At 56.7% G+C, this 19632-nt stretch carries 16 protein-coding genes; 12 read left to right on the top strand and 4 right to left on the bottom strand.

Features of this window, described 5'->3' with window-relative positions; all coding sequences use genetic code 11:
• Window positions 1-217 precede the first annotated feature (217 nt).
• The 3 genes from SH410x_RS28905 to SH410x_RS28895 all read left to right on the top strand — a co-directional run bounded on the left by SH410x_RS28905 (window position 218) and on the right by SH410x_RS28895 (window position 6400).
• Window positions 218-1588: a PQQ-binding-like beta-propeller repeat protein gene (locus SH410x_RS28905; protein WP_473673149.1), complete on the top strand. Its 1371-nt coding sequence runs from the start codon at window positions 218-220 to the stop codon at window positions 1586-1588.
• 499 nt (window positions 1589-2087) lie between these two features.
• Window positions 2088-4949 (top strand): DUF1553 domain-containing protein, encoded by a 2862-nt coding sequence (locus SH410x_RS28900; protein ID WP_473673147.1) that lies wholly within the window; start codon window positions 2088-2090, stop codon window positions 4947-4949.
• 5 nt (window positions 4950-4954) lie between these two features.
• Window positions 4955-6400: a DUF1501 domain-containing protein gene (locus SH410x_RS28895; RefSeq protein ID WP_473673145.1), complete on the top strand. Its 1446-nt coding sequence runs from the start codon at window positions 4955-4957 to the stop codon at window positions 6398-6400.
• 217 nt (window positions 6401-6617) lie between these two features.
• On the opposite strand, the gene tsaD is transcribed toward SH410x_RS28895, so the two are convergent.
• Complete coding sequence (tsaD, locus tag SH410x_RS28890; RefSeq protein ID WP_473673143.1) at window positions 6618-7661, bottom strand: tRNA (adenosine(37)-N6)-threonylcarbamoyltransferase complex transferase subunit TsaD; 1044 nt, start codon at window positions 7659-7661, stop codon at window positions 6618-6620.
• Between the two features lie 90 nt (window positions 7662-7751).
• Window positions 7752-8399 carry an RNA 2',3'-cyclic phosphodiesterase gene (gene thpR / locus SH410x_RS28885; RefSeq protein ID WP_473673141.1) on the bottom strand — a complete coding sequence of 216 codons (648 nt, stop codon included), beginning with the start codon at window positions 8397-8399 and terminating at the stop codon, window positions 7752-7754.
• A 193-nt stretch (window positions 8400-8592) separates the two neighbouring features.
• Between thpR and SH410x_RS28880 the strand changes: the two genes are divergently transcribed.
• The 9 genes from SH410x_RS28880 (at window position 8593) to SH410x_RS28840 (ending at window position 17795) form a co-directional block, all read left to right on the top strand.
• The gene (locus SH410x_RS28880; RefSeq protein WP_473677432.1) at window positions 8593-9642 is read left to right on the top strand and encodes a YheT family hydrolase; all 1050 of its coding nucleotides are present in this window, start codon (window positions 8593-8595) and stop codon (window positions 9640-9642) included.
• Between the two features lie 139 nt (window positions 9643-9781).
• Window positions 9782-11083, top strand: a complete 1302-nt coding sequence (locus SH410x_RS28875) for a TCR/Tet family MFS transporter (protein WP_473673139.1) — start codon at window positions 9782-9784, stop codon at window positions 11081-11083.
• 12 nt (window positions 11084-11095) lie between these two features.
• Window positions 11096-12079 (top strand): NAD-dependent epimerase/dehydratase family protein, encoded by a 984-nt coding sequence (locus SH410x_RS28870; RefSeq protein WP_473677431.1) that lies wholly within the window; start codon window positions 11096-11098, stop codon window positions 12077-12079.
• A 362-nt stretch (window positions 12080-12441) separates the two neighbouring features.
• The gene (locus SH410x_RS28865; protein ID WP_473673137.1) at window positions 12442-13824 is read left to right on the top strand and encodes an IS4 family transposase; all 1383 of its coding nucleotides are present in this window, start codon (window positions 12442-12444) and stop codon (window positions 13822-13824) included.
• Between the two features lie 204 nt (window positions 13825-14028).
• Window positions 14029-14592 (top strand): hypothetical protein, encoded by a 564-nt coding sequence (locus SH410x_RS28860; RefSeq protein ID WP_473670638.1) that lies wholly within the window; start codon window positions 14029-14031, stop codon window positions 14590-14592.
• A gap of 248 nt (window positions 14593-14840) precedes the next feature.
• Complete coding sequence (locus tag SH410x_RS28855) at window positions 14841-16058, top strand: DDE-type integrase/transposase/recombinase (protein ID WP_473670640.1); 1218 nt, start codon at window positions 14841-14843, stop codon at window positions 16056-16058.
• A 60-nt stretch (window positions 16059-16118) separates the two neighbouring features.
• Window positions 16119-16922, top strand: coding sequence for an AAA family ATPase (locus tag SH410x_RS28850; protein ID WP_473670642.1), 804 nt, complete (start codon window positions 16119-16121; stop codon window positions 16920-16922).
• Window positions 16923-16968: 46 nt separating this feature from the next.
• Window positions 16969-17289 (top strand): hypothetical protein, encoded by a 321-nt coding sequence (locus tag SH410x_RS28845; protein ID WP_473670643.1) that lies wholly within the window; start codon window positions 16969-16971, stop codon window positions 17287-17289.
• A gap of 341 nt (window positions 17290-17630) precedes the next feature.
• Window positions 17631-17795, top strand: coding sequence for a hypothetical protein (locus tag SH410x_RS28840; protein WP_473673135.1), 165 nt, complete (start codon window positions 17631-17633; stop codon window positions 17793-17795).
• Window positions 17796-18375: 580 nt separating this feature from the next.
• Here the strand turns inward: SH410x_RS28840 and SH410x_RS28835 are convergent.
• Both SH410x_RS28835 and SH410x_RS28830 read right to left on the bottom strand, forming a co-directional pair.
• Complete coding sequence (locus SH410x_RS28835; protein ID WP_473673133.1) at window positions 18376-18576, bottom strand: hypothetical protein; 201 nt, start codon at window positions 18574-18576, stop codon at window positions 18376-18378.
• 61 nt (window positions 18577-18637) lie between these two features.
• Complete coding sequence (locus tag SH410x_RS28830) at window positions 18638-19603, bottom strand: RHS repeat-associated core domain-containing protein (protein WP_473677430.1); 966 nt, start codon at window positions 19601-19603, stop codon at window positions 18638-18640.
• Between the last annotated feature and the right edge of the window lie 29 nt (window positions 19604-19632).

The following is a 19632-nucleotide window of genomic DNA, read 5'->3' as shown; positions in this document are numbered from 1 at the left end:
ACGAGAACGGAGACGTCATTCGCTCATCCGTCCGCCGTGAGTTTCGAGACGACCATCTTTGATCAGTCACAACGGACGGCGATCGTATCGACGATCGTTTGCAGCTCATTGTTGGATTTGCTGTGTCTTCGCCCGCGGCAGTGTAGAATTAGCACCACGCAGGCGAGAGAGAATCACAGCACCAGAAACAATCGAAAGAATGGACGAGAGAGCCGTCATGTTGTCAATCATTACGAAGCGAAAGATGTGGAACCCGTGTCGTGCGATCATGATTGTCGCATTCTCCAGTGCAATCGGCTTGGCTGACGATTGGCCTCAATGGCAGGGAGCGAATCGGGACGCCATCTCGAACGAAACCGGTCTGATGCAACAATGGCCGGCCGGTGGGCCATCCTTGGCATGGCGAGTAGACGGTCTGGGGGGCGGCGATAGTGCCCCGTCGATCGCCGACGGGAAAATCCTCGGCATGGGTGCTCGAGACGGTAAAGAAATCGTCTGGGCCTTATCAGAAACCGATGGTCACGAGTTATGGGCGTCCGCGATCGGTGACCAGGTCGAGCAACAGAAGCGTCAATCCCAGGAAGGCCCCGGTTGCACGCCCACCGTGGACGGTGAGCGACTCTATGTGATCGGCATGGGGGGAACCATCGCATGCCTCAACGCGGATGATGGAAAGATGATTTGGAAAAAGAGCCTGGTGACGGATTTCGGAGGCCAAACGCCCGTATGGAGCTATCGCGAATCACCGTTGATTGACGGAGAAAAACTTATCTGCACCCCAGGCGGCAAAGACACCACGCTGCTAGCTCTGAATAAAATGACGGGCGAGGTGATCTGGAAAACGAAAATGTCTGAGGTGAGTCCGAGCCAATCGGTCGCCAAATCCTCCAACACAGAATCCGGTGGTCGGCGCGGTGGTCGAGGTCGAGGTCGTGGTGGGGACGGTGGAACCGCAGCATACGCATCGGCGATCGCCATCGATTTTGAAGGCCAACGTCAGTACGTTCAGTTCACTGCTAAAACAGTGATCGGAGTCGATGCCTCCGATGGAACTCTGCTTTGGCAATACGATCATCCAGCCAATGCGATGGGAATCAGTTGCACCACGCCGATATTCAAGAACGGTTTGATCTTCGCGTCATCGGCCTACGGTGCGGGGGGTGGGGCGGTCCGGCTCGTGAAAGACGCCAATGGCGAAATCGAGGCGGAAGAGGTCTACTTCACTCCCAACATGCAGAATCATCATGGTGGAACGATCGTGTTTGACGACGCGTTGTACGGTGCCAATGGTGGGAACGGTGGCGGTTTTCTCACATGCTTGGATTTCAAAACGGGCGAATTGCTCTGGCGAGACCGTGATGCCCCCAAAGGAGCGCTGGTCATGGCGGACGGTCGACTCTATCTGCGAAGTGAAGATGGAAAGGTGATATTGATCGAACCCTCCCGCGAGCGTTTGGTAGAACGAGGCAGCTTCGAACAACCCGACCGCAGCAGTGCACCCGCCTGGGCGCATCCGGTGGTTGCCAACGGCAAACTCTACATTCGCGACCAAGGATTGCTTTTCTGCTACGACGTTTCCGCCAAGTGATTGATTCCAAGCGAAGCAAAAACGTCCCAGCCTCCCCCACGAAGCGTGGGGGAGACTGGACAATTGGGGCTGGTCTTTAGGAGGCGGAGATGCAGAAGAAAACTTGCGCAATGCAAAAGCATTGCAACCCCAAAGGTTTCGCGGTCCAGGCTAACGCCCAAACGGCTAATAGGTTGATGCGGAATAAATAACCCGAACCTGCTTACCCGAATTAGCCGGTGGGCGCTAGGCTCGGTTTTCTCGCGTGAAACGCAAAGGTCCATCCGGGTTTACCGTGGGTTTCGCAGCGGTGATCCAGGTGTGCCGGATTTTCAAGGTATGGCGGTGGCGTCCGAATTTTTTGTCACGCTGATGCAACTGTGGTAGGATCGCTGCGTCTGGAGAAGCGGAAGCAACCTCTACTCTCCAGGAACTCCCCGGCTGCGGGCTGGTATACGGGGAGTTCTTTGGAATCATTGGGCCACCTTTTTTTCGATCAATCGCCAAAAGACCTTCATCAATGATTTCATCCACTCATCGGTTTGCCTGGCGATTTTTGCTTCTCGCTGTTCTGGCGTTAAGTGTGGCTGAGCGTCAATCGTACGCAGCCGAACAACCGATCGACTTTCAAGATCAGATCGCTCCGATCTTGGAGGAACACTGTGTCCGCTGCCACTCACCCGGCATTGATAAGGGGGACGTGTCGCTGGCGACTTTTGACGACTTGAAGGCAAACGAGTATGTCGTCGCTGGTGATCCGGAGGGCAGTTATTTGTTGGAATTGGTAACGCCACTCGATGGTGATCCGCCCTTGATGCCGCAGCAGGCGGAACCGCTTTCAAAAGACCAAGTCGCAGCGCTACGGCGTTGGATAGCCGAAGGGGCAACATGGCCTGATGGTCTGGTCGTCAAGGAGAAGCCAAAGTCCGACGCAACCTGGTGGTCGTTGCAACCCTTGCAAACGGTTTTTAGGGATCCGAAAGGGGTGGGGCTGGACGGTGATGTTGAGGAACGACAGGCGACATTGACGATCGATGACTTCATTCACAAAACGTTGTCAGAACACGAGCTGGCGTTCAATTCACCGGCTGATCGGCGCACGCTGATCCGCCGGGCGACCTACGACCTGATCGGTCTGCCGCCGACGCCTGCCGAAGTCGATGCGTTCGTCAACGATGAATCGCCAGAGGCATACGCCCACCTAATCGATCGACTTCTTGAGTCGCCCCATTACGGCGAGCGATGGGGACGGCATTGGCTGGACGTGGTTCGGTTTGGTGAGAGTATCGGGTTTGAACGCAACGTCATTGTCAACGATCTCTGGCCGTTTCGTGACTATGTCATCAAGTCGATCAATGACGACAAGCCGTTCGATCAACTGATTCGCGAACATATCGCGGGCGACGTGATTGGGAAGGGAAAACCGGCTCAGGAAATCGGTAGTGCGTTCTTGGTCGCGGGACCCTACGACGACGTGGGAAACCAGGATGCCGTTCAGGCGGCGCAAATCCGCGCCAACACGATCGACGAAATCATTCGCTCCACGAGCGAGGCGTTTCTCGGCATGACGGTAGGTTGTGCTCGGTGTCACGATCACAAGTTCGACCCGATCACACAGGAGGACTACTACAGCATGTACGCGACCTTCGCGGGCGTCCGGCACGGGGCCACCGAATGGGCGTCGCCGGAGGAGCGGTCGGCACGTGCGGCAAAGTTGAAGCCGCTCGAAGAACGCAAGTCCGCCCTCGCTCAGGAGCAGTTGGCGTTAAACGAAAGGACCAGGAAACGGTTAACACAGTCCGGTGGGCAGCACCCCAGACCGGCGGTCAATGCACAGCGCAACGAAGAGACGTTTCCGGCGGTCGCTGCCAAGTTTCTACGGTTCTCGATTTTGCGGACCAACGGCGGCCAGCCCTGCATTGATGAATTGGAGGTATACGGGCCGGCCGCTCCATCGAATTTGGCGTTAGCTTCCGCTGGCAGTCAGGCGACCGCGTCGTCCCTGCTACCCGGCTATCCCATCCATCAAATTCATCATCTCAACGATGGTCAACACGGGAACAATCATAGCTGGATCGGCAATGACATTCATGGATGGGCGCAGATCGAATTTGCGAGCACGATCGAATTGAATCGAGTTGTTTGGAGCCGAGATCGCGACGGGCGTATCAAGGATCGTGTTCCGATCGATTATCGTGTTGAGATTTCAACCGACGGTAAGGCGTGGCGGGAGGTGGCCAATGCAGGCGATCGGTTGCCCTTCAGCGATGCACATCTCGATCCCTTGGCAACGCAACGAAATGCTGAAGAAACCGCCGAAGCAAAGCGAATCGAAAGTGAATTGGCGGATGTAACGCGTCAGATCGACGCGGTTCCTCCACTGCGGACAGCGTGGCTGGGCCGGCACGAACCCACGCTGGGGATTCACCATGTATTTATCGGCGGTAGCCCTGAGAGAAAAGGACAGACCGTTGTACCGGCCAGTCTATCCGCACTCAGCAACGTCGCGCCAACCTATCGACTCGAACAGGATGCTGCCGAATCACAGGGTCGTCGTGAACTGGCCGATTGGATCACAGACCCGGAGAACCCAGTGCCGGCGCGGGTGCTGGCCAATCGCATTTGGCAGCACCATTTTACCACCGGCATCGTCGATACACCGAACGATTTCGGGTACATGGGTGGCCGTCCCACGCACCCGGAGTTGCTCGATTTTCTGGCGGGAAAACTGGTCGAGAATGGATGGCGATTGAAGGCGATGCATCGGCTGATCATGTCTTCGATGGCCTATCGTCAATCATCAACGTGGCGCGAGCCGGCGGCGAAGATCGATGGAGGTGGTCGATGGTTGTGGCGGTACCCGCCACGACGTTTGTCGGCCGAGGAGTTGCGCGACACAATGCTGCAGATCGCCGGCAAAATCGACACGAGGATGGGTGGCCCAGGCTTCCGACTGTACGAGTACCAGCAGGACAACGTTGCCACTTATGTGCCGCTGGACAAACACGGACCGGAAACCTATCGCCGGGCGGTCTATCACCAGAATGCACGTGCGTCGGTGGTGGATCTGATGTCTGAGTTCGACCAACCTGATTGTGCCTTCTCGGTACCCAGGCGATCAAAGACCACGACGCCTCTTCAGGCACTGACGTTGTTGAATCACAGTTTCACCGTCGACGCCGCCGATGCGTTGGCGAAGCGTCTGGAAACGGAATCGGGCGATGATCTGAAGCTGCAGGTTGTTCGAGGTTTTCAACTCGCCTATCAGCGTCAACCGCAGCCCGATGAGCTATCCAGATCGACCGAGGTGATTCAAACGCACGGCCTTCGCGCGTTTTGCCGGGCGTTGTTGAACTCAAACGAACTACTCTATCTGGATTGATTCCCATGATCGCTTTTGAAGAATTCAATCGACGTCGTTTTTTCAACAACGTGACCACTGGTTTGATGGGCGTGGGGTTGTCGCAGCTGCTCGGTCGCGATGCCCAGGGCTCGTCGACCTCGGATGATGAATCATGGCGTCCTGGCCAGGGCCTCACCCATCACCAACCCAAAGCGAAACGGGTATTACAGATTTTCTGTCCGGGTGCGGCGTCGCACATGGATTTATGGGAACACAAACCGGAATTGGAGAAATGGCACGGTAAACCACTGCCGGGCGAGGAAAACGTCAAGAGTTTCCAAGGCGCTAATGGCAACCTGATGAAGAGTCCCTGGGCATTTGAACCTGCGGGTGCCAGTGGCAAGATGATTTCGTCGATGATGCCGAACATGTCCAAACACGTCGACGATATCGCGTTCCTTCATGGGATGCATTCAACGACCAACACGCATGGGCCCGGTTGCATCTTCATGAACACCGGCCATTCAACCGAGGGCTTTCCCAGCGCCGGTGCATGGCTCAGCTATGCCCTCGGCTCCGAGAACGATAATCTGCCGACCTATGTCGCGATTCCTGATATTCGCGGTGAGCCGCCCAACGGTAAGGCGAACTGGTCCAATGGATTTCTGCCGGCGACACATCAAGCGATCGTGATGGCTGGTCACCAGCCGATACGCAACCTCGCGTTACCCGCCGGAGTCAGCGGCGCCGAGGACCAAAGCACTCGCGAACTGCTGGCATACCTGAACAATCGGCATGCCAACACACGTCCGCACGAGAGTGATTTGCACGCGAGGATCAGCGCCTATGAGCTCGCTGCGCGGATGCAGATGTCTGCGCCGGAAGTCAGCGATCTGGCATCGGAGTCGCAGCATATTCACAAACTCTACGGCACCGATTCACCGAACAAACTCACGGCCGCCTATGCACGCAACTGCCTACTCGCCCGGCGGCTACTTGAACGGGACGTACGCTGCGTGAATCTGTACTGTGCCTCGCGTGCCAGTGGTGTTGATGGCCTATTGAATTGGGACGCGCACAAGACACTCAAAGCTGACTACGAGCGGCACCTGCCGGTATTTGATCAACCCACCGCAGCGTTGTTGAGCGACATGAAACAGCGTGGGTTGCTCGATGACACGCTCGTGCTATGGACGACCGAATTCGGCCGGATGCCAACACATCAGGCGGGCACGACCGGTCGAGATCACAATCCCGACGGATTCACTTGCTGGATGATGGGCGCTGGTGTGAAAGCCGGGGTCAGTCACGGGGCAACGGATGATTTCGGCCGCCGCGCCGAAGTCCATCCGACAACGGTCTGGGACTTCTACGCTACCGTGCTGCACCTACTTGGTTTCAACCACGAGAAACTGACCTGGTACCATAACGGACTGGATCGCCGGATCACCGACGTGCATGGAAATTTGATCAAGGAAGTATTGGCTTAACCTCCCACGTCCCACCTGATTCCAACTCACGTAGCGGCTGCGATCGCCGCTTCGCCATGCGACGTTTTTCCCTTCCCGAGTGACCGGCTTATTCAGTGGCGCAGGGCTGGTTTCCACCGGCCATCTCCGGCTCACCGACCGGTTTTTTTCTTGCTGTATCCACTCCCGTGGTTTGTGGAAGGGGCGCATGTGGCCGGTGGGAACCGGCCCTACTTGCTTAAAACCCGCGCTGGAGACCGGGAGTGATGTCGAGGTCGAGGGTGGCGAAGTCGTTGCGGTCGATTTGTTTCCAGGCGATCGCGCCCATGACGGCATTGTCGGTGCAGAGCTCCGGTGGAGCGATCACGACTTCGAAGTTGTCTTGCTCGCCGGCTGCGGCGAGGTCCCGTCTGAGACGTTGATTCGCCGCGACGCCGCCGCCGACGAGTAACCGACGGACGCCGCAGCGGGCGATCGCTTTGCGGGTTTTCGCAACCAAGACGTCAACGACAGCGGCTTCGAACGAGGCGCAGACATCAGCTTTGGTTGGGTCGCTCAATTCCAATGTCGAAAAATCTTGACGTCCCGGACCGACGATGGCGTACCGCACGGCTGTTTTCAGACCACTGAAACTGAAGTCGTCCGAACCATCGTGCTGTTTCGAGCGGGGGAACGCGAACGCTCGATCGTTGCCTCGAGCGGCCCAGCGGGCGACTTCGACGCCGCCGGGAAAGCCGAGTGACAGCATCGCGGCGACTTTATCGAACGCTTCGCCAGCGGCGTCATCGATCGTGCCCCCGAGATACTCCAGATCGACAGGGTCGTGGCAGAGGTACAACGTCGTGTGCCCACCGCTGACGATCAAACCCATCGCTGGGTAAACGCTGGCGGCTCGATGGCTGAGCTGGCACGCGTACAGGTGGGCGTGTAAATGGTTGATGGCGACGAGCGGTTTCTGCCACGCCAAGGCCAGCGACTTGGCGGCGACGACGCCGACGAGCAGCGAGCCGGCCAGCCCGGGGCGATCGGCAACGGCGATCGCGTGCAGGTCGCGGCCGCGGATGCCAGCATCGGTGAGGGCGGTATCGATCACCGGTAGGATGCGTTCGAGATGGGCCCGGGCGGCGATCTCTGGCACGACACCACCAAACCGCTCGTGCAGTTTCTCTTGGGTGGCGATGCACTCGCCGAGCACGCGACCGCTCCGGCTGACCACGGCCGCCGCAGTCTCGTCACAGGTGGACTCAATCGCCAACAGAACATCGTCGCCGCTATCAGACAATTTTGTACCTTTTAGATATGTCAAATTCACCGTAAATATCGCGGTCAGACGGTGGTGTCCACGTTCTGGCGAACGTCGTTACGCGGTTTATTAAAATTCGACCGTGTCCATGATGTTGTAGGTCGGGCCGCGTTTTTCGAGGAAGCTGCCGATGACTTGCACGCAGTCCACCGTCATTTCGCCGAGCGGATCATCTTCGTGCTGACTCCAACGATCGATTGCCTGCTCGGACAACCGCCGGCTGCCGCTGCGTGCCCGGCCGAGGGTCAAGTGGGGGACATAGTCACGGGGTTCCCGTTTGAAGCCAATGTCGGCGAACCGATCCTCGAGTTGGCTGACAATTTTGGTGAGTGAGTCCGTGGGATCCTCGATCGTCACGCTCAAAATCCGGGCTCGGTTCTTATCCGGTAGAAAGCCTGCACCCACGAAATTCAACACAAACGGGTCGAATGGTTCGCAAACCGCCTCTACGATGTCACAAACCTGGGGGACTTCGACGTTATCGACCTCACCCAAAAATTTGAGTGTCAGATGTAAATTGTCTTCGGGAACCCACTTAATACCCATCGCGGAAACGGGCGTTTCCGGGGACACTGGTGGCCGATTCACCGCCGGATTCTTTTCCGTTGGGCGACTCAGTTTTTCCGCCCCATCTTTCATTTCGTGGATCCACTTCGACGCACAGCGTGCGAGCGGCGGGGGCAGCGGGATGGCGAGAAAGGTACGAATGGTTTTCATGATGGATAGTTGTACGACAAACTACGCGGTTGCCCAAGAGTCGCGCAGCACAGCAGACGGATCTGCCGAGCCAATTTTTCCAATTGGGGGACGTCTGGCAGACCGTCGCTGGCTCGCGGACTTTCCGATTCCCATGTTTGAGCAGCACCGGATCCTGCGGGGCGGTCATTTACAAACCCTGATTGGGGCTCGGATGGGGCATGCCGATCACCCCAGTGAGGCGGCCCATCGCTGCCACCAGATCTCATTGGCGGATGGTGATGCTCTCGTCGTCCACGATGACGAGCCCACGGACTGGACGCCCGCCCGCGGATCGGTGTTGCTGTTGCACGGTATCTGTGGCTGTCATGCAGCCGGTTACATGGTGCGATTTCAGCGGCGACTCAATGAACGCGGGATTCGCACGTTTCGACTCGATATGCGTGGTTGCGGCGATTCCGCTCCGCTGTGCCGGACGATCACCCACGCCGGCCGCAGCGAAGATGTGTTGGCGGCGATCGAGTTTGTCGCCGCGTTGGTGGACGATCCTGCCAGTCCGATCGGAGCACTTGGTGTGTCCCTCGGCGCAAACCAGCTTTTGCTCGCCGCGGGGCAGATTGGAAACGGCAGCTACCCGGCACCGGCGGCTTGGAACCGCGTTGGCCCGCTGCTGGCGATTGCCCCCCCAGTGGATTTGCAGCGGTGTAGCGATGCGATGGAGTCAGCGAAGCTGCGGTTTTACAACTGGTACTTTATCAAGCACCTGCTCCGCCGAGCGTCACCGCAACTTCGCGCACGAGCGGATTATCAAGCCATGTTGCGGCTACCCAAACCGAAAACACTCCGTCAATTCGACCGTCAATTCACCGCGCCCTTGGCTGGTTTTGCGAACGAACAAGACTACTATCGAGAATCCTCAGCGATTTCGGTTGCCGACGACATTGCCGTGCCGACGCTGATCGTCACGTCCGCGGACGATCCCCTGGTACCGGTGAAGTCATTTACGGAGTTGGAGGATCGACTCAGGGTCCGTTCAGAAATGGGGCCCGATCGTCTTCGACTCTTTGATTCGGTTGCTGGGGAGCGGATTTGCGAAGCCTCAAACGCCAATTTAAGTACCGTGCGAGTCCATATTTCGCCGGCCGGCGGCCACCATGGTTTCATGCAACGCGACCGCACCGGATGGACAGATGATCTGGTGAGCGAGTTTTTTGGCGACGCGTTTGTGAGTCCTTCCATCGAACAGCCTCGCTCTCTCAAGTAACTTGTGTATAACTGTCGGCCCCCGACGGTTGTCGCCCCTCACGCGTTTGGCTCGGAGAGCCGAACGACGTTGAAATCCCTTTCCACCTCATGAGTCCTTCGGTTTGACCGCGACTGCGCCTCCACGACGACCTGCCGCGATGGCATTCATTCTGTTGACGCTGTTGATCGACATTTTGGCGATCGGGATTATCATCCCGGTCCTGCCCGAGTTGGTCAAAGCGTTCGTTGGTGGCGAAGAGTCAGCGGCGGGATGGTACGTCGGGATCATTGCGGCAACCTATTCCATGATGCAGTTTTTCTGCGCCCCGGTGCTGGGGGCGCTGTCGGACCGATTTGGCCGTCGCCCCATCATTCTGGGGTCGCTATTCGGGCTCGGTTTGGACTTCATCATCACCGGCTTGGCGACGTCGGTGGGTTGGCTGTTTGTGGGCCGTTTTATCGCCGGCGTGATGGGCGCCAGTTTTTCGACGAGCAACGCGTACATCGCCGACATCTCCAACGACGAGAATCGGGCCCGCAATTTTGGTTTGGTGGGGATGATGTTTGGTTTGGGCTTCATTATCGGTCCAGCCCTAGGCGGTCTTTTGGGTGGCATCTCGCTGCGACTACCCTTTTTCGTGGCCGCTGGGTTGTCGCTCGTCAATTGGCTCTACGGCTATTTCATCCTGCCGGAGTCATTGCCGCCAGAAAAACGTAGCACGACGATCACGCTAAGTAGTATGAACCCGTTCGGGACAATCACTCGGCTGCGGGCGTACCCGATGGTGCTGGGGTTGGCGGCGGCGTTTGTGTTCAGTTCACTCGCCCAGCGTGGTTTGGAGAATGTGTGGGTGCTGTCGATGGGATTTCGCTTCGGATGGGGTGAGGTCACCAACGGTTTGGCGCTGTCGCTCGTTGGCATCATGGCGGTGATCGTGCAAGGCGGGATGGTGCGACCGGTCATCCGCCGCTTTGGTGAACGCCGCACGCTGATGATAGCGATCAGTGTTTCGAGCGTCGCGTTCCTGTGTTATGGACTGGCGACCGCTGGCTGGATGATCCCCTGTATCATCGTCTTCGGTTCGCTCGCCGGTTTATCGGGACCCGCGATACAGAGTCTTGTCACCAGCACGGTTGATCCTAGCGAACAGGGCCGCGTGCAGGGGGCCCTGACCTCACTGATCAGCCTCACGAATATTCTCGCGCCGTTGATTTTTACGGCGGGCCTGTTTCGGTATTTCACCCATGAGGACACCTCGATCCGGTACAACGGAGCACCGTTTGCCGGAGCACCGTTCCTGTTCGGTTCGTTTTTATTGCTCGTCGCCTTGGGGATCCTGTATCGGGTGTTCCAAAAATATCCCAGACAGGCAGATGCCGATCCGGTGGCGACGCCCGATTCAGTCACCGCGCCCGATCCGGTGCCGGTTGCCGCGCCCCTGGCCGAGACGGCGGAATAACGGCGCCCCATGATGCGAATTTTAGTGACCGGATGCAGCGGTTTTTTAGGCGGTGAGATTGTCCGTCAACTACTTCAGCGCGGTGACGAAGTCGTCGGGCTCTCCAGACGAGAGACACCGCAACTGGTGCGTTTGGGGATGCAGCACCACCGCGGCGACTTGACCGATGCCCCATACGTCCACCGCACGATCGCCGACGTGGATGTTGTGATCCACACCGCTGCCGTCGCGGGTGTGTGGGGTTCGTGGAAGCACTTCTTCGACAACAATGTGCTCGCCACACGAAACGTACTCGCGGCATGCCAAGACTCCGGGGTAATGAAGTGTGTCTATACGAGCAGCCCGAGTGTGACGTTTGCGGGCGGCCATCAAAGTGGCATCGATGAAACGGTGGGCTATCCGAGTCACTGGCTCTGTCACTATCCCCATACCAAAGCGATCGCCGAGCAAGAAGTGATTGCGGCGGACGCTCCCGGAGCGATGCGCACCCTTTCGTTACGACCACACTTGATTTGGGGCCAGGGTGACCCGCACCTGTTGCCGCGGCTACTCGATCGCGCTCGGGCGGGAAAACTGCGAATCATTGGCGATGGTCAAAATCGGATCGATACGGTCCACGTCAGCAATGCGGCGTTGGCACACGTCTGCGCCGTCGACGCGTTAGACGCCACGCCGGAGTCGGCAGCGGGACGTTCCTATTTCATCGCTCAAGACGAGCCGGTCTTGTGTTGGCCGTGGATCGCCCGGCTGTGCGAGACCAGCGGTGCGCCACCGCCGACGCGTCATATCTCGTACCGGTCCGCTTACTCGATCGGTGCGGCCTGCGAAGGAATTTACAAAACGCTGCGGATCAGCCACGAGCCGCCCATGACACGTTTCGTCGCGGCGCAGCTGGCCAAGGACCACTACTTCGACATCACCGCGGCCAAGCAGCGACTCGGCTATGAGCCGCGCGTGAGCATGGATGAGGGTCTGGCGGAGCTGGCGCGGGATTGATCCCAGTGATGGACGGCATTCTCGCCGCATCCTGCCACCGGTCTTCGTCATGCGGCAACATCCTTGTCGCCGTCGTTCAGCGATCTATCCAGACTGGCGGCATCCAGCCGAAACAACCGGATTAGGAACTAAGGTGTCAGGTACGAATGGCATTGTCTACGCGGTTTTCGAGTACTTTTGCTCAGCGGAGGTCGACCACCGCGCAGCACCAAAAATCGCGTTCCTTCGCGATTCGAAGTTTCAACGGATTGTCACCGATAAATGAATATTGAGATTGGCGTGACCCGATCGGCCGATATAATTTGGCGATGACGTGACCTTCCTTGGTTGGGGACTTTCAGGAAATCGACCAAGGAAGGGTCATGTCCATTCTATCAGTTGACTCGAAGGATTGCTTCAGTATTTTCAAGCGATCAATGATTCAGTCGACGGCGTTGCCGTTGACCGAAATCATCGATGACTCGTTCGTCAAAGATGTTTTTAGCGAAGAAGAAATCGAGTTTGGAAATGCCTACGAAGATGTGTTCACGCCTGCGATCACGTTGTGGGCGATGATCTCTCAGTTCCTCTTCAGTGGAACGGGGCGATCTGTGAAGGCTGCTGCTGGGCGAGTCGTCTCGCTTTATGCGCAAGTTGAAGGACGAGTCGTTGCGCAGAACGCTGGCAACTACTGTCGAGCTAAGCAGAAGATTCCAGTCAGTGCGATCAAGAAGCTAGCGTGTAGACTCGCCTCGCGAGCTGAGCTTGCAACGAATGCTTTTGATGATCTTGGAGTTCCTCTTGAAGCAGATCAGTGCGAAGACCAGATGAGTCCGAGGGTGATTGCGGGCATCCGGTCGATGGCCATCAAGGGACGTTTTATCAGTGTTGATGGGTTCACAGTCGATGCCCCCGACACGCCGGAGAATCAAAAGAAATATCCTCAAAATCCGGTCCAGGAGGAAGGGCTTGGGTTTCCCATTCTACGTTGCGTCACGCTCATTTCAATGACAACCGGTTTACTGAGCGATTTGGCAATGGCACCGTACAGTGGAAAGGAAACCGGCGAAACTGCTCTGCTTCGTCAAATAAAAGGTTCCTTGCGTGCGGGCGATGTCCTGACTGCTGACTGTTACTACTGCACGTACTGGCTTGTCGCGATGTGTGCAATGATGGGCGTCGAAGTTGTCATGAAAAATCACCACAAACGCGAAGATCATCCGGAAGGTGCGCAGGCACTCAACGAGAGTGAACGCATCGTCGTATGGGACCGTCCGAAGCGGCCGAAGTGGATGGGCAAGCGTGAGTATCGAAAAATCCCTGAGGCGTTACCGATACGACTTGTTGATGTTGCTCCGGCAGTTCCCGGTGCTCGCTGCGAAGGCTTCACGGTAGCCACGACAATACTCGAACATGAATCCGCCAACGCGAGTTGGATTGGCGCACTCTACGAAGGACGATGGCAGATCGAACCGGATATTCGATCAATCAAATGCACGCTGAATTTAGAGCACTTACGGAGCCAAACACCGGAAGGTATCGAGCGTGAATTGTGGACAGGTCTTTTAGCCCACAACTTTGTAAGATTCAAAATGTTACAGAGCGGCTTCGCTGCCAATCGAGACACGCGAAGTTTGAGCTTTACAGAAAGCTACCAACTCCTTTCGACGAACTGGCTACTTGTTACCGACCTCGCTCTGATCGCATTTTACGGTCTTTTCCTGCCGAATTGTTGTCGTAGTCACGGACTGTTCTTACACCGGTAATTCGGTAGGCAGCAGCCCGCCGCCCGCAGACCAGAGCCTTGCCCCCCGCGCCTCGCAACCCGCCCCCTTCAACTAAATCGTACCCCGCCTCTCCCCTCGCCCCCCGACTCACTTTTCAGGCAGTCGGTTCGCGATCATTCGAATCCCTGACTCGACCAACTATCCTGCTGGACTTTTCTACTTCAAGTTCAAAAGCCAGCGCCCGTGCGAGCCAGAATCTTCCGCTCTCAAGCAGAACGTGATGAGTTCCTGCTGGAGCTCAAGCTCACCCAGTGCCCCCACTGCAAGAAAGTCGGCGCGCTCAATCGCCATGGGTCCTTGCGCGGATACGACGAGAACAACTTCCGCCACAAATCTATCCGGGCACGAAGGGTCTTCTGTAGCAACCGAAATCAAGCCGCCGGATGTGGACGCACCTTCAGCGTGTGGATTGCTGACAAAGTCAAACGACTCTTTCTCAGTGCAGAGCAACTCTGGGCATTCCTCAACCAGGCCGCCGCGACCGGCAACAAACGCAAGGCATTCAAAAAGCTCAATAGCAGCATGAGCGATTCGGCACCCTATCGAATTTGGAAACGATTGCAAGATGCACAATCCGCGATTCGGACCGCACTGTCGACCATGTGCCTGCCGCCAAAAATCGATAGCTCACAGCCCAGCAACACGCCCGCTGAGAGCACACTCGCTCATCTGATCAAAGCCTTCGCTGGCCACACGCTCAATCCCATCGCCGCCTTCCAGCTCACACTGCAGACCTTCTTCATCTGACACGCTGCGGCCGCACCTCAGCAGGCCGATTCGGTCCGTGATCACACGGCAACCTGTCGATCCTGGCCAGCATCGTCTGCCTCGGATGGTCGATTTGCCATCGTAGCTCACGCTTGCGAAATTCTTTTTTCTGCTCGACAACACAACCCGACGATAGATCCACCGCCGACCGCACTTAGACTCGCCTGCGAATCGATTTCATGAATCGATTTCGTTCAATCAAAAGTCAAAAACCAGCGGAGCGGTCCATGAAACGACCATCGATCTACGTCAAAATGAAAGTCCTCGGAGCGATCGAAGTCGCCCCCGGAAAAACACGTCACGAGAGAATCCACAACGTCGCGGCGATGACGTTCCTGGACGACCAAGGAGACCCACACCAGTTCACCTGGCGGACCATCCAAACGTGGTACTACCGCTACAAAAACGACGGCATCACCGGCATGAATGCTTCACCGCGAGCCGACAAAGGCAAGCCACGCAAGGTCACGCCCGAAGAAGTTCTCGAAGCGATCAACACCGCGCTGCCGCACTTTGTATCTGCGAAAACGGGGCACAAGAGGACGCCCACCAAGTCAGCCGTCTATCGGTTCTGCATTGAAAAGGGACTCCTGCACGCTAGCCAGATCGCTCTGACCACGTTCTGCCGCTTCGTCCGTGAGTACGAATTACTCAAGGACGATCCAGGCGAAAATCGACGCCGACTCGCCTTCAGCATGCAGTACGCCAACCAACTTTGGCAGGCCGATACCATGTTCGGACCGCACATCGGTGGCCGGCAAGCCAAGCTGATTGGCCTGATCGATGACGCCAGTCGTGTGCTCTGTCATGGCGAATTCTTCTTCGAAGAGAACACCGATTCGATGATCAAGGCGCTTCGCTCGGCCTTCTACAAACGAGGCTTGCCCGAACAGCTATACGTTGACAACGGCTCGATCTACTGCAGCCAAGAGATCACGCTGATCTGCGCCCGCGTGGGCTGCATCCTTCGTCACACCGCCGTTCGAGACGCCGCCGCGAAAGGGAAAATCGAACGCTTCTTTCGTCGCGTGCGTGATCAATTTCTAATCCGCAAACTCGACCTCTCCTCGATCGACGCTCTCAACAAACAGTTCACTCACTGGGTCGAACACGACTACAACGCCACTGTACACACGACCCTCGGTATGAAGCCGATTGATCGCTTTGGTGTGGATCTTTCTCGGATCCGATTTCTCTCGCCATCGGAGGATACCGACGAGTTGTTCTACGCCGAGGCGACTCGCAGTGTCAAAAAGGACAACACGTTCAGCTTCCAAGGCGAGCGTTACGAAACTCCGATCGACTTGCGTGGCAAGAAGGTCACGCTGCGGCATGAGCGACATCACCAAGGTGTGGTCGTCGTCTACGAAAACGATCGACGCATCGGCAAGGCCCGGTTGCTCGATGCCGTCGCCAACGGCATGAAACGCCATAAAGACTCATAAATGCCCGGCAGCCAATCCACCGTGATCCAACTCCTTCTTTTTCCAAAAGTCCACCTCACCATGATCCGTTCTTACTTCGGCTTGTCCGAAAATCCCTTCGCGCTACGCGACATCCAACTACTACAACATCAGCAGGAAATCCATGACACGCTCCGAGTCCACAGCCAACAAGGCGGCCTATGTCTGGTCGTCGGCAGACCCGGCACCGGCAAATCCGTGATCAAAGAATCGCTCAAACGACTTCCCGAGAAAGAGTACTTGGTCGCCACGGTTGCACGCACACTGCACACCTATACCAATACAGTAAAAATCCTCTGTGAAGCGTTTCGGATTGAGTTTGAAAGCTCGGCGTTCAAGTGCGAACGCAAGCTGATCCAGCAAGCCTTCAGCCTCAATCGCAGTGGCAAGATGCTCGTCACGGTGATCGACGATGCCCATCTGATGGCGATGGATAACCTTCGCCGACTACGACTCCTCTTGGAAGATTTCCCGAAGAATCACAACCTGATTCTGGTCGGCCAGCCGGAGTTGCTCGCCGATCTGGACTTGGCGGTCAACCTGGATTTGAAAAGCCGGGTGACGTATTCGGTGATCACCAAGCGGTTGCACGACGATGTGATGCGCGCGTTTATCGAACGTGAACTCGATTCGATCGGTCTAGCGCACAGCACGTTCACTGCTGGAGCAACGGAGTTGATTATCCGCTCTGCCGATGGAGTGTTGCGCAAGTGCCGCAACCTGTGCTTAGCGTCGATGCTCGAAGCGGTCCGAGCCGCCGCTGGAACGACGATCGATATCGACTTGGTCAATCGCGTGTTGCTTCAACCGCACTGGCAAAACGAAGTCGACCTAACAGATTTTTAAGACCCAAAAATGCTCCCTCCCCTCCCTCTAACTCCAGGCTTCTGTTATGAAGATGACGAACGACTTACTCCGCGCGATCCGCAACGATCTACCGATGAAACTGACGATCGTTCGGCTCGGCCAGCACGGTCCGATAGCGAAACAAAGCGACGGCTACTTCCGTTTCCAATGCCCATCGTGCAAAGAACTTCGAGCGACCGTGAACCCGAAGAACAATCTCGCTCATTGTTTTAGCTGCGGCCAGAACTACAACAACATCGATCTGATGATGACGCAGGGCCACGACTTCTTGCCGGCGGTCGACATCCTGAGCAACTGGCTTGTGCAATACCAAAGCGACCTCGGCCAAAGAAAGTCTTCGGCCTAATCAGTCAATCGCATCGGCCCCCAGCCAAAGCTCTTTCAATCAGTGCGACCGCTTTGCCCAAGCGATCGCACTTTTTTAATGCGCTGAGCACACACGGCTCCGAGCACACACGGCTCCGAGCACAACAGGTTCGAGCACAACAGGTTCGAGCACAACAGGTTCGAGCCTCGACTCGGTCGCTCCTATCGCACAGCCCCGAAACACGCTCTCCAGAATTCTCAACAATTCGGCAAAAGGACCATTTCGGGCTTCAAATCCCTACAGTCACAATTCGGCAAAAAGTGCGACCGCAATTCGGTCGGTAACAGCTACTTTGTGCATGCGTGGGCGTGAGTAAACCGATGGCGACTGCGTCCCAAAAGCAAGGTGTGTGCGCCATTGTGGGGCAGCGTCCCGATCGCATCGAGCCACGAGAGAACAAGCGACGTCCCAAAACGATCAAACTCATGACGGTGCCCCGCAGTGTATTCCATGCGATGATCGGTGCGTTATCACGAGCCGGGTAATCGAGACAGTTTGTTGCGCTCAGAGTTCGCATCGCTGGCGATTGCGAGGCGCTGAGTTCGCTGCTGCGCCGCTGTCGCCAGGAAACCGCGAAATGCTACCGCCAAAGACAAAGAAAGCCAGGAGCAACCATTGAGTGCGCCTGACAGGAACCAATATCGCGGGGCACTTCGAGTGAACGGCGTCTGACACGCTTTAGGATCCTACGGGTCCGCCGAAATGCTCGTAAAAAGCGTAGACAATGCCATTCGTACCGGACACCTTTTCTTCTTCCCGTTGGTGAGCGTGTGCGTTCTCTGCACTCCCGAGTCGCCGTCAGCCCTCTGCTTTCTATCGCTTTTTACCCACCGATTTGGCGGAAGAGCCAATGCGCTGAGCACTCACCATGGGAGCTCGCCAGGGTCGAGGCTCGACTCGGTCGCTCCCATCGCACAACCCACAAACGGACTCTCCAAAATACTCAGCAATTCGGCAAACGCACCATCTGAAGCTCCAAATCCCTACAGTCACAATTCAGCAAAAACTACGACCGTAATTCGGTCGGTAACACTTACTCTGACCCTTTTCTTCGCCCATGGCCCATTAGATTTCTTTCTCTGGACGTGCTGCCTTGGCTTTTTCCAGTTGACGCTCTCTGGAGAGATTGTAGCGACGCTGCACATCGAGTGCTCTGCGCATACGTTCTTCCGCCGCTGGTCCTTTAGATACCATCATATTGGATGCCAGAAACACCACAAACACCAATGTTACTGCGAGAATCACTAGTCGAACTGCCAGTTTCATTTACGTTTTCGCACCAAATAAATCGGGATCACGATGGCTGGACAAGTTAAAATATCCAAAGTCAATAATAGCGTGGGGGCCAGAAAGGTAGAACTTCGTTGTAAGGAAGATCAAAAACTGGCCCAGGATGTCCTTGAATCGTGGGATCGCCTCCGATCGCTTCATCTAGCCGTTCTGCTAGGACGGCTGTCCTGCATCCGTCGAGTTCAATATTTGTCCGTGGGCCTGTGTGGTCTATTAATTGTTGCGTAATATCGGTAACTGCGTCGGTGCTTCCGTTGCCGTGAGAAACTACAACAGCCCCGCCAGAAACAATTACCATTTGACCGCTACTTCCGATATCTATGTGGGGTAGATTTCCTCCCCCAGTTCCTGCATGGCCGCTTATTGATATGTCAATCAGCTCTTCCCCATCTTCCAGCGACTCCAGAGCTTCAACCAGCTCAGCTCCCGACTGCGCCACAACCACAGTTCCATCCGCAAGGGTTATTTCTGCATGTCCAGGGGGACGTGGAGGTGGCTGAGGTGGTTGTGGGGGCGCCCATGGGACTCCAAATAATGTCGGAAGCACGGGTGGCGACATGCCTGACGGATCAGTCAACGTCGTAGGCTGATTCCCCACATACCGATACAAGTTCGGATCACCCGCAGCGAAGCCGACGGGGTCATTGCTCAGCCAACGGCCCGTGGCTGGGTCGTACCAGCGGGCGCGGTTGTACTGCAGATCGACATCGTCGTCCCACTCTCGCCCTGTGTAACCGAAGAGTGAGTCGATGGCGGCGTTGGTTTCGCTGATGCGGTTGCCGAAACTGTCGTAGACGATGTGGTTGGCGATGGATGTAATGCCGGTAACTGCGTCGTACTCGGCAACGTCGCGGACGCTGCCGAGGTGATCAGTCAATGGCCAGAAGACGTCGCCGGGCGTGGTTGGGCTGGTGACTTGCTCGTCGGCGAGGATTTGATCGACGGCGGGGCCGTGCAGGTAGCGGTTGGTGACGTCGCCACTGCCATCGAAGCGGAGAATCATCGCGTCACCGGAGCCGGACTGCTCCCCGC

This window comes from Rhodopirellula sp. SH410, from assembly GCF_055811895.1.
The sequence above is the reverse complement of the archived record's forward strand: the minus strand, read 5'-3'. Positions and strand labels throughout refer to the sequence as shown.

What these genes read in the sequence shown, in the direction of transcription:
- SH410x_RS28905 (WP_473673149.1), top strand. Translation starts at nt 218, where the DNA reads ATGTTGTCAATCATTACGAAGCGAAAGATGTGGAACCCGTGTCGTGCG.
- SH410x_RS28900 (WP_473673147.1), top strand. Translation starts at nt 2,088, where the DNA reads ATGATTTCATCCACTCATCGGTTTGCCTGGCGATTTTTGCTTCTCGCT.
- SH410x_RS28895 (WP_473673145.1), top strand. Translation starts at nt 4,955, where the DNA reads ATGATCGCTTTTGAAGAATTCAATCGACGTCGTTTTTTCAACAACGTG.
- thpR (WP_473673141.1), bottom strand. Translation starts at nt 8,399, where the DNA reads ATGAAAACCATTCGTACCTTTCTCGCCATCCCGCTGCCCCCGCCGCTC.
- SH410x_RS28880 (WP_473677432.1), top strand. Translation starts at nt 8,593, where the DNA reads ATGGGGCATGCCGATCACCCCAGTGAGGCGGCCCATCGCTGCCACCAG.
- SH410x_RS28875 (WP_473673139.1), top strand. Translation starts at nt 9,782, where the DNA reads ATGGCATTCATTCTGTTGACGCTGTTGATCGACATTTTGGCGATCGGG.
- SH410x_RS28870 (WP_473677431.1), top strand. Translation starts at nt 11,096, where the DNA reads ATGCGAATTTTAGTGACCGGATGCAGCGGTTTTTTAGGCGGTGAGATT.
- SH410x_RS28865 (WP_473673137.1), top strand. Translation starts at nt 12,442, where the DNA reads ATGTCCATTCTATCAGTTGACTCGAAGGATTGCTTCAGTATTTTCAAG.
- SH410x_RS28855 (WP_473670640.1), top strand. Translation starts at nt 14,841, where the DNA reads ATGAAACGACCATCGATCTACGTCAAAATGAAAGTCCTCGGAGCGATC.
- SH410x_RS28850 (WP_473670642.1), top strand. Translation starts at nt 16,119, where the DNA reads ATGATCCGTTCTTACTTCGGCTTGTCCGAAAATCCCTTCGCGCTACGC.
- SH410x_RS28845 (WP_473670643.1), top strand. Translation starts at nt 16,969, where the DNA reads ATGAAGATGACGAACGACTTACTCCGCGCGATCCGCAACGATCTACCG.
- SH410x_RS28840 (WP_473673135.1), top strand. Translation starts at nt 17,631, where the DNA reads ATGGCGACTGCGTCCCAAAAGCAAGGTGTGTGCGCCATTGTGGGGCAG.
- SH410x_RS28835 (WP_473673133.1), bottom strand. Translation starts at nt 18,576, where the DNA reads ATGAAACTGGCAGTTCGACTAGTGATTCTCGCAGTAACATTGGTGTTT.
- SH410x_RS28830 (WP_473677430.1), bottom strand. Translation starts at nt 19,603, where the DNA reads ATGATTCTCCGCTTCGATGGCAGTGGCGACGTCACCAACCGCTACCTG.